Annotated in this window: 15 protein-coding genes; 9 read left to right on the top strand and 6 right to left on the bottom strand. The window is 36.0% G+C overall.

Annotated features, from left to right (window positions below):
• Positions 1-51 precede the first annotated feature (51 nt).
• Complete coding sequence (gene hemH / locus ACWA1B_RS13250; protein ID WP_456907613.1) at positions 52-1,065, top strand: ferrochelatase; 1,014 nt, start codon at positions 52-54, stop codon at positions 1,063-1,065.
• A 273-nt stretch (positions 1,066-1,338) separates the two neighbouring features.
• On the opposite strand, the gene ACWA1B_RS13245 is transcribed toward hemH, so the two are convergent.
• Genes ACWA1B_RS13245 through ACWA1B_RS13230 form a run of 4 tightly spaced genes read right to left on the bottom strand, consistent with a single transcriptional unit; the run spans position 1,339 to position 4,190 of the window.
• Positions 1,339-2,763: a cryptochrome/deoxyribodipyrimidine photo-lyase family protein gene (locus ACWA1B_RS13245; RefSeq protein WP_456907611.1), complete on the bottom strand. Its 1,425-nt coding sequence runs from the start codon at positions 2,761-2,763 to the stop codon at positions 1,339-1,341.
• Between the two features lie 20 nt (positions 2,764-2,783).
• Positions 2,784-3,434, bottom strand: a complete 651-nt coding sequence (locus ACWA1B_RS13240; RefSeq protein WP_456907609.1) for a flavin reductase family protein — start codon at positions 3,432-3,434, stop codon at positions 2,784-2,786.
• Between the two features lie 15 nt (positions 3,435-3,449).
• Positions 3,450-3,866 carry a DUF2452 domain-containing protein gene (locus tag ACWA1B_RS13235; protein WP_456908107.1) on the bottom strand — a complete coding sequence of 139 codons (417 nt, stop codon included), beginning with the start codon at positions 3,864-3,866 and terminating at the stop codon, positions 3,450-3,452.
• Positions 3,867-3,884: 18 nt separating this feature from the next.
• On the bottom strand, positions 3,885-4,190 hold the full coding sequence (locus ACWA1B_RS13230; RefSeq protein WP_456907607.1) for a TIGR03643 family protein: 306 nt from the start codon (positions 4,188-4,190) through the stop codon (positions 3,885-3,887).
• 251 nt (positions 4,191-4,441) lie between these two features.
• On the opposite strand from ACWA1B_RS13230, the gene ACWA1B_RS13225 reads away from it, so the two are divergent.
• The 7 genes from ACWA1B_RS13225 (at position 4,442) to chrA (ending at position 9,264) form a co-directional block, all read left to right on the top strand.
• A complete protein-coding gene (locus tag ACWA1B_RS13225; RefSeq protein ID WP_456907605.1) occupies positions 4,442-4,774 on the top strand; it encodes an ArsR/SmtB family transcription factor in 333 nt (110 codons plus the stop codon).
• A gap of 10 nt (positions 4,775-4,784) precedes the next feature.
• A complete protein-coding gene (locus ACWA1B_RS13220) occupies positions 4,785-5,270 on the top strand; it encodes a GNAT family N-acetyltransferase (RefSeq protein WP_456907603.1) in 486 nt (161 codons plus the stop codon).
• Between the two features lie 34 nt (positions 5,271-5,304).
• Positions 5,305-5,778: a DUF6428 family protein gene (locus ACWA1B_RS13215; RefSeq protein WP_456907601.1), complete on the top strand. Its 474-nt coding sequence runs from the start codon at positions 5,305-5,307 to the stop codon at positions 5,776-5,778.
• Between the two features lie 42 nt (positions 5,779-5,820).
• Positions 5,821-6,435: an arsenate-mycothiol transferase ArsC gene (locus tag ACWA1B_RS13210; RefSeq protein WP_456907599.1), complete on the top strand. Its 615-nt coding sequence runs from the start codon at positions 5,821-5,823 to the stop codon at positions 6,433-6,435.
• A 1-nt stretch (position 6,436) separates the two neighbouring features.
• Complete coding sequence (gene arsB / locus ACWA1B_RS13205; RefSeq protein ID WP_456907597.1) at positions 6,437-7,516, top strand: ACR3 family arsenite efflux transporter; 1,080 nt, start codon at positions 6,437-6,439, stop codon at positions 7,514-7,516.
• 192 nt (positions 7,517-7,708) lie between these two features.
• The gene (locus tag ACWA1B_RS13200; protein ID WP_456907595.1) at positions 7,709-8,155 is read left to right on the top strand and encodes a DoxX family protein; all 447 of its coding nucleotides are present in this window, start codon (positions 7,709-7,711) and stop codon (positions 8,153-8,155) included.
• Complete coding sequence (gene chrA / locus ACWA1B_RS13195; protein ID WP_456907593.1) at positions 8,134-9,264, top strand: chromate efflux transporter; 1,131 nt, start codon at positions 8,134-8,136, stop codon at positions 9,262-9,264. Before ACWA1B_RS13200 ends, chrA begins: the two co-directional genes overlap by 22 nt.
• Positions 9,265-9,458: 194 nt before the next feature.
• Here the strand turns inward: chrA and ACWA1B_RS13190 are convergent, their stop codons facing one another.
• A complete protein-coding gene (locus tag ACWA1B_RS13190) occupies positions 9,459-10,040 on the bottom strand; it encodes a Crp/Fnr family transcriptional regulator (protein ID WP_456907591.1) in 582 nt (193 codons plus the stop codon).
• Between the two features lie 215 nt (positions 10,041-10,255).
• Between ACWA1B_RS13190 and ACWA1B_RS13185 the strand changes: the two genes are divergently transcribed.
• On the top strand, positions 10,256-10,990 hold the full coding sequence (locus ACWA1B_RS13185) for an SDR family oxidoreductase (protein WP_456907589.1): 735 nt from the start codon (positions 10,256-10,258) through the stop codon (positions 10,988-10,990).
• Between the two features lie 324 nt (positions 10,991-11,314).
• On the opposite strand, the gene ACWA1B_RS13180 is transcribed toward ACWA1B_RS13185, so the two are convergent.
• Positions 11,315-13,357 (bottom strand): DUF7507 domain-containing protein (locus tag ACWA1B_RS13180; RefSeq protein ID WP_456907587.1); only part of this gene is annotated, 2,043 nt, incomplete at its 5' end.

Below are 13,357 nucleotides of genomic sequence, written 5' to 3'. Positions count from 1 at the left end.
AAATTTAAACAACAAACACATAAAGGTCAAAACTCAAAGTAAAAAAACATAATGAAAGGCGTATTATTAGTAAATCTTGGATCTCCAGAAAGTCCAACACCAAAAGATGTAAAACCTTATTTAGATGAATTTTTAATGGATAAATACGTAATTGACGTTCCGTATTTATTGAGAGCATTATTAGTTCGCGGAATCATTTTAAGAAAAAGACCAGAAGAATCTGCGTACGCTTACGCAAAAATCTGGTGGGATGAAGGTTCTCCTTTAGTAGTATTGTCTGAAAGAATGCAGAAAAAGGTTCAGCCTCTTGTAAACGTTCCAGTTTCTTTGGCAATGCGTTACGGAAGCATGACCATCGAAAAAGGACTTCAGGAATTGAGCGATAAAGGAGTTACAGATGTAATGCTTTTTCCACTATATCCGCAGTATGCAATGGCTTCAACTTTAACTATTTTAGTAAAGGCTGAAGAAATTCGCAAAAAGAAATTCCCTCACATGAAATTTACAGATGTTCCAGCTTTTTACAACAAACCGGATTACATCAAGAATTTAGCGGATTCTATTCAGAAACATTTAATTGGTTTTGATTATGATCATTTATTGTTTTCTTACCACGGAATTCCAGAACGTCATATTCGTAAAACTGATGTGACTAAATCGCATTGTAAAATTGACGGTTCATGCTGTAATACGCCATCTCCGGCGCATGAATTCTGCTACCGTCACCAATGTTACGAAACAACAAGAAAAGTTGTTAAATTATTAGGACTTCCTGAAGATAAATACAGTCTGACATTTCAATCGCGTTTAGCGGGAGACAAATGGTTAGAACCTTATACCGATGTTGAAATTGATAACATGCCGGCAAAAGGAATCAAGAAATTAGCAGTTGTAACTCCAGCTTTCGTTTCAGATTGTTTAGAAACTTTGGAAGAAATCGCCATGCGCGCCAAAGAAGATTTTGAAGCAAAAGGAGGAGAAGAGTTTTTGGCAATTCCTTGTTTGAATGATGGCGACGAATGGTGCCAGACGGTTTCTAACTGGATTAATGACTGGGCCCAATAGTACTAAAATAGCAATATTGAATATTATTTATCTCTCAGCTCGCCCCTTTATAAGAAGGGGCTTTCATAATTCTTCTCTCGAAGCATTTGGTGATTCGCCAAATTTAATATTCAAAAGTAAAATTTATCTCAACTCATTATTTCAAAGATTTACATCTTCAAACAACAATTTTGAAAGAACTAAAATATCGGCAACGTACTCTCAAATCTTGTGAGAAGTTGCAAACATCATCTTCTCGAAACCAATGTCAAATTCTTCCATATTCAACTCTTTTTATTTTTCCCCTATACTCCACTTTACATTAGCATTTTTTTGATTATTTCTAAAACCCCAAACAATATCACTCGCGTATTTGCGAGTTTCTTCTATGTCAACTATAGGCTCTGGATAATCCTTACCTATTTCGCATTTGTAAAATTGCTGCTCAATACGATTTAATTTCCATGGCTCATGAATTAATTGTGGTGGAATTTCAGATAGTTCAGGAAGCCATTTTTTAATAAAAATACCCTCCGAATCGTGCTCCTGTGAGTTTTTTATGGGATTATAAATTCTAATGGAGTTGCCAGTTGTTGTGCCGGCTTGCATCTGAATCTGCGGATAATGAATTCCGGGTTCATAATCTAAAAACTGCCTGGCCAGAAAATGAAGTTCACGCCAGTCCTGCCAGAGATTGAATGTGAAAAAGGAAACTACCATAGCACGCATTCTAAAATTGATATACCCTGTTTGAACTAAACATCTCATACAGGCATCGACAATGGGAATTCCCGTTTTTCCTTCCTGCCACGCTTTTATATAGGCTTCATTTCTGGGTTTTACCAGGGAATCATAATCTTTGTTTATGTTTTTAAATTCAATTTGACAGTTACTTTCAAATTTTTGCATAAAATGGCAATGCCAATGCAGTCTTGAAACAAAATTAAGTATGGCTCTTTTATGGGGAGATGCTTTATAAAACTGATTGGTATATTGATAAACCATTCGCATACTTATGTTTCCGTAAGTTAAATAGGGAGATAAACGACTACAGCCTTTTCGGCTTAAACCGGGTTTGGAAATGTGTTTGCTGTAATTTATGTGCCTCTCTTTTGCAAAACTTTCCAAATATCTCCATGCCCAATATTCGCCACCCTGTTGAAAGTTTTCATTTCGGCTCACAATTTCAATTGAAAGTTCTTTTCCTTTGAACTTTACATAGAAATCAGAATCTAAATTTTCAAATTTAAAAGCATTAAGGTCAATCATTTTAGGAGCTGCACGCATTGTTTCTTCCCAGCGTTTCTCCCAATCCTCTCCGGGAGGAAGCTTTCTAATTACACCATGGAGCTGGGATTGTTTCCAAAGAATGTTATGATCATCAAAAAAAGACTGCATGGCAATATCCCTGCAAAAGGTGACCTTATTGCCTATTTCCTGATGCGAAAAAACGGTTTGAACATTATAAAAACTGCATAACTGCTCAAAAATAGTCTGAACTTCGTTATGAAAATAATAAATCTGCGCGTCAATTGATTTTAATTTAGACTGCATTTCCCTTAAGGATTCATAAACAAATCGCCAATGACGTACATCGGAATCATTGCAGGCCATTATTGAGGGCTCAAAAAAATAAACCAAAAGAAGAGGAATATTTTCCTGTTGTGCCATAAAAAGAGGTTCATGATCTGTAAAACGAAGATCACGTTTGAACCACATAATATTTATCCTTTTTTTATTCAACTTTTAAGTATTGTTGTAATTTTCTTATCAGGTTTTGCGTAGCTTAGCCTGTCTAATTGAATGGTTTTATGGTAGCTGTCCAGACCTGAACAAGTAATGGTATTGGCTTTTTCTAAATTGACAAAACCATCCTCGGTTAAGCAATCTTCGGGAATAAAAATCTGGACTATCTCCCCGATAATCATACTGGTATTATTGATTGAAATGTCTATTTTTTCTTTAAATTCAATACCTAATTGTATGTTACTTTCAAGTACAAAGGGAGCTGGAAATTTATTTTTATATTCCGCACAGAGTCCTGTAGCATCAAATTCTGAAATTTCTTTATTATATCTCGCTGATGTCTGATGTGCCTGCTTGTAGATCTGCTCGTTGATATGATTAATGGTATAAAACCTCATGTTTATAATATTTCTCATTGTATCGCGCTCGGGCGGGCTGGGGCGAAAGATCATGCCTATTAATGGTGGATTTGCACCAATATGAAAAAAAGAATTAAAAATGGATAAATTGGTGTTTCCCTGTTCATCTGAAGTTCCAACCAAAGCCACACTCTTAAAACCGCCTAGACTATTTATTAGATGCACGACAGTTTGCTTTTCCATTTTTTCCAGATCACTGGTTTTAAAATTTATTTTGTTTTTCATTATCTTGGAATTTTATTAAAAAATAAAACTTTTCAAATCAATGAATATCCATTTCTTATCACTGTTAGGTCTAAAAGTGCCAACATGTTCCCTATTCCATTCTTTGGGTCCTATTAGTGAGAGAAAATTGGAACCGTCCCGGTCTTTGTATAAGTGATATATTTCACCAACAATGGGCTCAAAAGAAAATCTGGCATTGTATACCAATTCATTCCACTGGAATTCCTCGATTAAATCCTGGTATTGCTTTTTTAGTTCATTGAATTTACTTTCAAATTCCTTGTTTACCTTATTTATGCCCATGTTTTTCCAGCCTGCCAAATCATCTGTTTTTATTACAGGTGCACCCACATTTGTAGCATAAGGCAATAGGCTTGCATTATAACCATGCTCAGTAGAAAATACTACATTATCCGGTTTAATTTTTTTAATCATCGTCGAATATTTTGATTAACGCTTAGATATTTTATTATTTGAAATCGATCTTTGCCTGCTACATTTAAATCTATCAATGGTTTCGGATCTCCTGGCTGAGTGTTTTGTTTTGCAATTTTCAACCCTCTCGCGCCACAATTTGTAACTGCTGAACTTTAATTCTTTCTTCATCAAAGCTTTCACATCGGCTTCAGATAAATTAAATTGAAATTTTATAGCATCAAAAGGTGTTCGGTCTTCCCATGCCATTTCTATAATCCTATCGATCTGAATTTCACTCAAGACATTATCATCGATTTTCACAATAATTGACTTTGCCATGTTTTTTTTGTTTAACGATTATTAAACAATATTAAACAAAAATAACACTTTTACATTTATGGGAGCATTAAAATTGATAATATATCTAATCCTAAATCCGTATTTTGCCTTATAAACTCAATTTGTAAGTGTTGCACAACTGACATAAAAATTAGTTTATTCCTTTTTCAAATTGCTAAGTATTTTAATTAGGGCGATTTTTTTCTTTATTTAAATTTATTATCGTAATATTGCAATATAAATATAAAACGATGGGAGCAACAAAAACAGATCATTTTACAGATAGCCAGAATGAGCTGGCTGTTTTGGCCAAAGCACTAGGCCATCCTGCGCGTATTGCTATTATAGAATATCTATTGAAAGTAGATGCCTGCATCTGCGGGGACATTGTAAACGAACTTCCCCTTTCACAGCCTACTGTATCACAACATCTAAAGGAACTAAAGAATGCTGGACTAATAAAAGGAAGCATTGAAGGAAACTCTATCTGCTACTGCATCAATGAGCCGGGTCTCGAAAAGATAAAAGGCTTCTTTGAGCACATCTCAAATCATCTTGCCAAAAAGAGAAACGAATGCTGTTAATCTAAGAAATATGGAAATTAGAAAACTTACAGAGGAACACTGGGAACAGGTAAAATTAATTTATCAAAAAGGTATTGATACCGGCAATGCCACCTTTCAGACTATTGCCCCTTCATGGCAAGACTGGGACCAATCTCACATTGCATCCTGCAGAATTGTTATAACTGAAAATGAGAACGTAATTGGATGGGCAGCCCTCACACCTGTTTCTTCACGCTGTGTTTACGCTGGAGTTGCAGAAGTAAGCGTATATGTTGATCCTGCACACTTAGGAAAAGGAATAGGATTAACTCTTTTAAATCAACTTGTAAAACAGAGTGAAGCAGAAGGAATCTGGACGTTGCAGGCCGGCATCTTTCCCGAAAATAAGGCAAGTATGCGCATCCATGAAAAGGCAGGTTTCAGGATACTTGGAATAAGGGAAAAAATCGGAAAACAGAATGGCATCTGGAGAGATACTGCGCTTCTTGAAAGAAGAAGTGCACTTATTATTTAATAAAAAAATATAGTTTAACTAAATATAAAAGATTATGAAACTTTCAGAAATTAAAGAAGTGCTTAAAACAGTGGAGACCGTAAATTTTGAACTGCCTGACGGAACATTCGTACCAGAGTATTTCCACGTGACTGAAGTAGGTCTGGTTACCAAAAACTTCATCGACTGCGGAGGAACAGTAAGAAAAGAAACGGTTGTAAATTTCCAGCTTTGGGATGCCAACGACTACGAACACAGACTTAAACCTCAGAAACTGATCCACATCATTGAACTTTCAGAAAAAGTATTGGGAATTGAAGATTATGAAATTGAAGTGGAATACCAAAATTCTACCATCGGGAAATATGATTTGGATTTTAACGGCAAAAACTTCACTTTACTAAATAAACAGACAGCCTGCCTTGCTCAGGAGCAGTGCGGTATTCCATCTAATAAGCCTAAAGTAAAATTATCTCAGTTAAATACTGACAATGCAAATTCATGTACTCCAGGTGGAGGGTGCTGCTAATCATTAAATAGATAATTATTAAACCTTAACAGCCAAAAAACTATGTTATACTCAGAAATTGAGAATACCGTTAAATCATTTGATTTTAAGCAGATCTCAGAAGATCGCAAAGCAGTCCTGCAGCCATTAATCGACTTTATTCAGACTAAAACCGACAGTAAACTGGAAACCAGATTAAATTTAATCTGTACTCACAATTCAAGAAGAAGCCACCTCTCGCAGGTTTGGGCGCAGGCCGCAGCTGCGTATTACGATATAAAAAATGTTTCCTGCTATTCAGGAGGAACTGAAGCTACAGCTCTTTTCCCAATGGCTGCTGAAACTTTAAAGGATTCAGGATTTAAGATAAAAACTCTTTCAGAGGGTTCAAACCCTGTTTATTCCATAAAGTATTCAGCAAATGAAGTTCCTGTCATCGGTTTTTCTAAAACCTATGATGATGATTTCAATCCTGAAAGCGGATTTGCCGCAATAATGACCTGCTCGCAGGCAGACGGGGGATGCCCTTTTATAGCTGGTGCCGAAAAAAGAATCCCGATTACCTTTGAAGATCCTAAAATTTCTGACGGAACGCCTCAGCAGAAAGAAACATATCTGGAGCGCAGCCTGCAGATCGGAACTGAAATGTTTTACGTATTCTCACAAATAAAAAAATAAAATGTCAGCAAATAACTGTGCACCAGTCACCGGACGCAAAAAACTAAGCTTCCTTGACCGCTTCTTAACACTTTGGATTTTCCTTGCTATGGCTATAGGCGTGGCAATTGGGTATTTTATTCCTTCAAGCGGAGATTTTATTAATTCTTTTTCCAGCGGAACAACAAATATTCCATTGGCAATAGGGCTTATCCTGATGATGTATCCGCCGCTGGCAAAGGTAAAATATGAACAGATGGGACAGGTTTTTAAAAACACTAAAGTCCTAGGTGCATCATTATTCTTAAACTGGGTTGTCGGACCTATTATAATGTTTTTGCTTGCGTTGCTATTTTTGAATGGATATCCCGAATATATGATTGGGGTAATCCTTATTGGTCTGGCACGCTGTATTGCAATGGTTGTGGTTTGGAACGATCTGGCAGACGGAAACCGTGAATATGCCGCAGGACTTATTGCCCTTAACAGTATTTTTCAGGTACTGCTTTACAGTGTTTACGCTTATATTTTTATTACCATCCTCCCTCCCTATTTTGGATATGACGGTTTTGAGGTGAACATCAGCATTGCTCAAATTGCTGAGAGTGTCGGTATTTATTTGGGGATTCCTTTTGCGCTGGGAATCATAAGCCGTTATACTTTGATAGCTTTAAAAGGTTCTGAATGGTTTGAGAATAAGTATGTGCCGTCTATCTCGCCAATTACACTTATTTCATTACTGTTTACAATTATTGTAATGTTCAGCCTGAAAGGAGAACTTATTGTTCAGATCCCTATGGACGTTGTGCGTATTGCAATACCGCTTGTTATTTATTTTACATTAATGTTTATCATCAGCTTCTTTACAGGAAAATATTTTGGGGCTGACTATTCACAGGCTGCATCTATAGCTTTTACCGCTACCGGCAATAATTTTGAACTGGCAATTGCAGTGGCAATCGGCGTGTTCGGGATAAACAGCGGGCAGGCTTTTGCAGGCGTTATAGGACCACTTGTCGAGGTGCCGGCTTTAATTGCATTAGTAAACCTTGCGTTTTGGTTCAGGTCAAAGTATTTTTACAAAACCGCTAAGAGTTCATAATTATTCTTACCCTAAATTTCTGCAGAAAGCAGGTAATAAAATCTACAGATTTAGAAATAGTTTTATACTTTTTGTTATATTGTGAACTCATGTTTCTGAATAAGTGTTTGTTATTTAATATGACATTGGGATAAAAGCAATATGTTTTTTAGCATTTGTAAATTAAAATAAGCCAAAATAAACGGTATTACTATGATATTTGAAAAAATAATTCATACAGACAAGTCAAAAACTACACTTTTGATTCGTCTTATGGTAGGCACGGTCTTTCTTTCAGAAGGCATTCAAAAATTTTTATTTCCCTCACTTCTCGGCGCAGGACGTTTTGAAAAAATAGGTTTGCCGGAACCTGAATTTTTAGGAATCCTTGTAGGAAGTTTTGAAATACTCTGCGGTATTCTTATTCTAATCGGATTCACTACAAGATTAGCAAGCATTCCTCTTATAACCATAATAATTATAGCAATTGCTTCTACCAAATACAAAATACTAGTTAATAAAGGCTTTTGGGAAATGATGCATGAAAGCCGAACCGATTGGTCAATGCTTCTTGGAAGTACTTTTCTGCTTATTAAAGGTTCCGGGAGATGGTCTGCCGACAAAATTTTAACGGAAAAATGGAGCAAAAAGCAAACTTAAAAGAAATTTTTCAAGTATTCATAAAGCTTGGAACAATTGGCTTTGGAGGTCCTGCATCACATATTGCGATGATGCATGAGGAAGTGGTCATAAAACGCAAATGGATGACCGAGCAGTATTTTCTGGATCTGATTGGAGCAACCAACCTTATTCCCGGCCCCAACAGCACCGAGATGGCGATCCATATTGGTTATATTAAGGGAGGCTGGAAAGGACTGCTTATTGCAGGGCTGTGTTTTATCATGCCTGCAGTTTTTATTACTGGAATTTTCGCCTATTTATACCACAGTTATGGACAGCTCCCCCAAGTGCAGCCTTACATTTACGGCATCAAACCAGCGATTATAGCCGTAATTATTGGGGCAGTTTATCCTTTAGCCGTAAAATCTGTAAAATCTATATTTTTAGGTGTGACCGCGATAACGGTCCTGACTTCATCTATATTAGGAGTTAATGAAATTTATTTGCTGTTTGGATCAGGTCTGCTCGCATTCACTGTTTTCTATATTCAAAAAATGAGGATTGACAACCTGCAAAGTTTTGCCCCATTTGCTCTAATGACCGTTCCTGAAACTGTATTTTGGTCAGCAGTAAATTCCAAACTCTTTGTAACCTTTCTAAAAATAGGCACTATTCTTTACGGAAGTGGATATGTGCTATTTGCCTTTTTAGATACCGAACTGGTTGCAAAAGGGTTACTCACAAGACAGCAGCTTATAGATGCCATTGCAGTCGGTCAGTTTACGCCCGGCCCAGTATTTTCATCGATAACTTTCATTGGTTATCAAATCAATGGTCTTTCTGGAGCAGTAATTTCAACCGTTGCAATTTTTCTGCCGTCATTTATATTTGTTGTCCTTCTTCATAAAATGATGGAAAAATTACGCATTTCAAAAGGATTAACTGTATTTATGGATGGTGTCAATGTAGCTTCTATAGCGCTTATTGCAGCCGTATGTCTAGTCATGGCCAAAGAGACCATTACCGATTATCGGTCAATTGTAATCGCTATGACCAGCTGTATAACCATCTTTAAGTTTAAAAAATTAAATAATGCTCTGATTGTAATAGGCGGAGCTCTTCTTGGTTATATTTTGACTTATTTGTAATATAAATGATTACGAGCAAAATAAGTTATTTACAAGTGTTTGTTATTTAAAATAAATACTGGTTTTGGATATCTATCATACAAGTTAAAACCTACTCGTTTATATTGAATCCAGGCCGAAATCTAAATTTCTCCAAATGAATTTCGGAAGTTGATTTTTTAGTTTCTTTCATCATCCTTTATGAGATGACTATTTTATTTAATATTCCTTCGAATCCTGCTCAGAGACTGTGGTGTTATTTCAAGATACGCAGCAATGTCACTTAGCGATACACGAGATGCAATATCGGGCTGCTGCTCTATAAATTTTCTATATTTAGTTGTCGAATCCTGTCCCAGATAACTATTCCGGATCAGAATCTTGTCTAAAAGAGTTTGTTGAATAGTTTGTGCTATAATTGATTCAATAGCAGGAATCTTTAAATAAAGTAGTTCCAGTTGTTTTTTTGAAATTCTAAAAACCCGTGCATTACAAGCTGCCTGGATGCTTTCTGCAGCAATTGTCCCATTCCTGAAATTGTTTAAAATTGTGCAAAATTGATTTTCTTTTAAAAAGAAGTGGGTCACATTATTACCTTTTTCATTATGGACTAAAATTCTGAGGATACCCGAACTGATAAAGAATAATTCATCTGGTACATGCCCAGAATGAAAAAGATAATCTCCTTCCTTATGGCTGCTTTCCATAAAATATTCTGAAATTAATTCTTTTTCATTTTCTTCAAATACATGATACTGCTGTAAAAAAGAAATGAGGCTGTTAGTTATGACTGGCATGTTGATCCAAATTAGTTAGGTAATCAAAATTATAACTTAATTTTGATTAATACCTGACAAAAGACCCGATTCGTTTTTACCATTTGTTAAGTGTCGTAAGTTTTATTTTCAGGAGATTTGCAATCATAATTAAATAATGGGAATTAAAGAAATATCGATAATGCCAATTGCTCTTTTTAATTATTACTAATCTCCATTTATCTAAATTTAATTTTATGAATACAAATTTAAAAACCCTTTCAGGTAAGAAAATCATTTTATTAGGCGCCAGTTCCGGCATTGGATTAGCTACTGCTATCGCTGCTTCACAAGAGGGAGCAAAAGTTATTATAGTATCTAGTAACCAGGATCGCATCAATGATGCTCTAAGTCAGCTAACAAAAAATTCAGAAGGCTTTGCGATAGATTTAAGCAAGGAGGATAATATTGAAAGCTTCTTTACGAAAATTGGAAATTTTGACCATCTGGTTTATACAGCTGGTGAGAATCTTCAATTAAAACTTATTAGTGAAACCAATATTGATACTACAAAATCTTTTTTTGATCTGCGTTTCTGGAGTGCGGTTGCGGCGGTAAAATATGCTACACCTTTTATAAATAAGGGTGGTTCTATTTCCCTGACCAGCGGAACTGCCAATGCCCGTCCGGGAGTGGGATGGTCAGTGGCTTCCGCCATATGCGGAGCCATGGAGGCTTTTGTAAGAGCTATGGCTGTTGAATTGGCCCCTATTCGTGTTAATTGTGTAGTGCCGGGTGTTTTAAAAAGCAATTTGTGGAATGCAATGTCCGAAGCCGATCGCGAGGATATGTATAAGTATTGTGCAGATACTCTCCTCCTAAAAAGAGTGGGCGAAACTGAAGATGTTGCCGACGGATTCTTATATCTGATGAAACAACAGCACGGAACAGGACAAAGTCTGGTTATCGATGGCGGTACATTGTTAATATGAAGCAAAAAAAATACCCAGCCTAAGCGAGATTAATTCTAATGATTTCCATCAATCCCCAACAGGACATCGAAACCAAAATCTTGAAGACATAATAAAGATAACGCCTGCATATAGTAAGCCAATCTCCTCAAATCTTCCATAAAATTTATAGAAATTTGTCCTGTATAGTTCACTATAACCAAATGGCGCCAATTGAAGGTAATTGGCGCCATTTTTTTATATCTCTTAATATTATTTATAAATCTTCTACTATCATGATCTCAAATAGTAATTGTTGCTTGACTAAGTCAAAAAATGGTTTATTCCTATACATTGCAACAAAAGTTATTGATTCATGCTTAAATAAAAATAGCCTGCCGTTGATATTTCTCTATCCTCTGAATTTTGATATCTGAGAATATAATAATATGTGCCCGTTGGAAGCCCCTTACTTTGATTGATCACTACTCGTCCATTGGAGTACCCCCTAAAAGCATTATTTTCATTATTGTATCCATCGGTATGAAAAACTACGACACCCCAGCGGTTATAAATTTCAACTGTATTTTTTGGATAACATTCTATACCATCTATTTTAAAAGTATCATTTATGTTGTCTCCATTTGGAGAAATTGCATTATGAACTATTACTTGACAACCCACTATGTCAATTACGGTTGGATCATTGTCTTGATTGGTAGGTGATGATTTATCCGATAAGTCGTTAACATCTTCTCCATTTGGATTTATTGGTGTTGGAGGCCCTGTCGCTTCTGCTAAAGCCTGATTGACAACTTTACCTTTTGCTAAATCATCTGAAGTGATAACATATTCAGCTCTATACAGCCACTTCTCATTGGTATCTAAATATCCGTTTGAATTAAGATCTCCCGTTTTATTGCCCAAATCTATGGGATCAAGAGCAGGTGTTGACAATCCAGGAAGCGGATCCGTGACTTTCACATTACTTAAACGAGTATTTCCAATATTGCTGACGGTAAAAAGATAATTTATCACATCACCAACTTTCGCATTATTAAAATCTCCGCTAAATGAAAAAATTTCTTTAACAATTGCGATTTTTGGAATATTTGGCAAAGGAACTACAGTACAAGTTGGGCAATTCGGATCGTAGTAATCATCATCCGGTTTAACAGGATTAGTTGGATCTTCAGATATGTCATTAACAACTGTGCCTCCTGGATTATCTGGTGTCGGTGGTGTATTTCCTTGAGCAATTGCGCTATTGTAAATTACTCCTTTCTCAAAATCGGATTCTTTAATAATATAATTTAATTGAGCCCTGCCTGTTTGTCCAGGATCCAGTACACTCGGCGTAACGACTAAATTAGTTATTCCTAAAAACTGATCATCAATTTTCACATTTTCTAATCTTATATTTCCCGTATTCTGTGCAGCAAATGTGTATGTAATTGTTTCATTAACATCAGGAAGGCCATTTCCATTACTATCGTTAGCAGCAGAAAAAGAGGCATCTTTATATAATAAAATTGAAGGCTGTGGTATCATTGGCGTTACAATGATACTATCTTGATCATTCTCTGTTGGATCATTGTTGTTTGGAATTGAATTTGGATCAAAATTATCCGAAGAAATTATTTGAGCTACATTTTTGTATTCGTTGGTTGTTCCTGTCGAAGTATTAATTCTGACCTTGTAAGTCAATAAAACAGGATTATTAATAGAAACATTAAAAATTGGCCAAGTAATCGTATTTCCAGACAATATTCCTCCATTGCTTGCGCTGATAAAAGTATAACCAGATGGCAATACGTCATTAGCACTTACGCCTGTAGCATTATTTGGACCAAGATTATTTACGGTGATTGTAAAATCAACCTGATCGCCAACAAAAGGAGACATATTACTTACAGATTTGGTTAAAGCAATATCAGAACATAAAATAATACCTATATCAACTTTTAAAGCATTACCAATACTATTTTCACAGATAGCATTATTTTGTACTGTAACATAATAAGATGTATTTGCTGTAATGGGAGGTGTTACAAAGGTTGAACCTGTATAAAGTAAAACAGATAAATTAGCATCTTGATACCATTTGAAAATAGGATTATTAATAGAACTTGTTGCTGCAATTGAAGCAGTACCTCCTGTACATAACGAAGCATTTGCTGTGCTTACCGAAATATCAGAAGCCAAAGCCAAAGGATTAATCACTACAACGACAGCCTTTCTGGTATTGATGACATTCTCGCAGACCCCGTCACCGCTCACGCTGACATAATAAGTCGTTGTTGTTGCTGGACTGACAGTATAGGTAGCTCCCGTGCTGAGCACCGTTGTGGTCGTCTGGTCGGCGTACCATCTGAAGACCGGAGTGGTGACTGTAGTGGATGAAGCCGT

The sequence above is a fragment of the Flavobacterium xizangense genome, assembly GCF_054075145.1.
The sequence above is the reverse complement of the archived record's forward strand: the minus strand, read 5'-3'. Positions and strand labels throughout refer to the sequence as shown.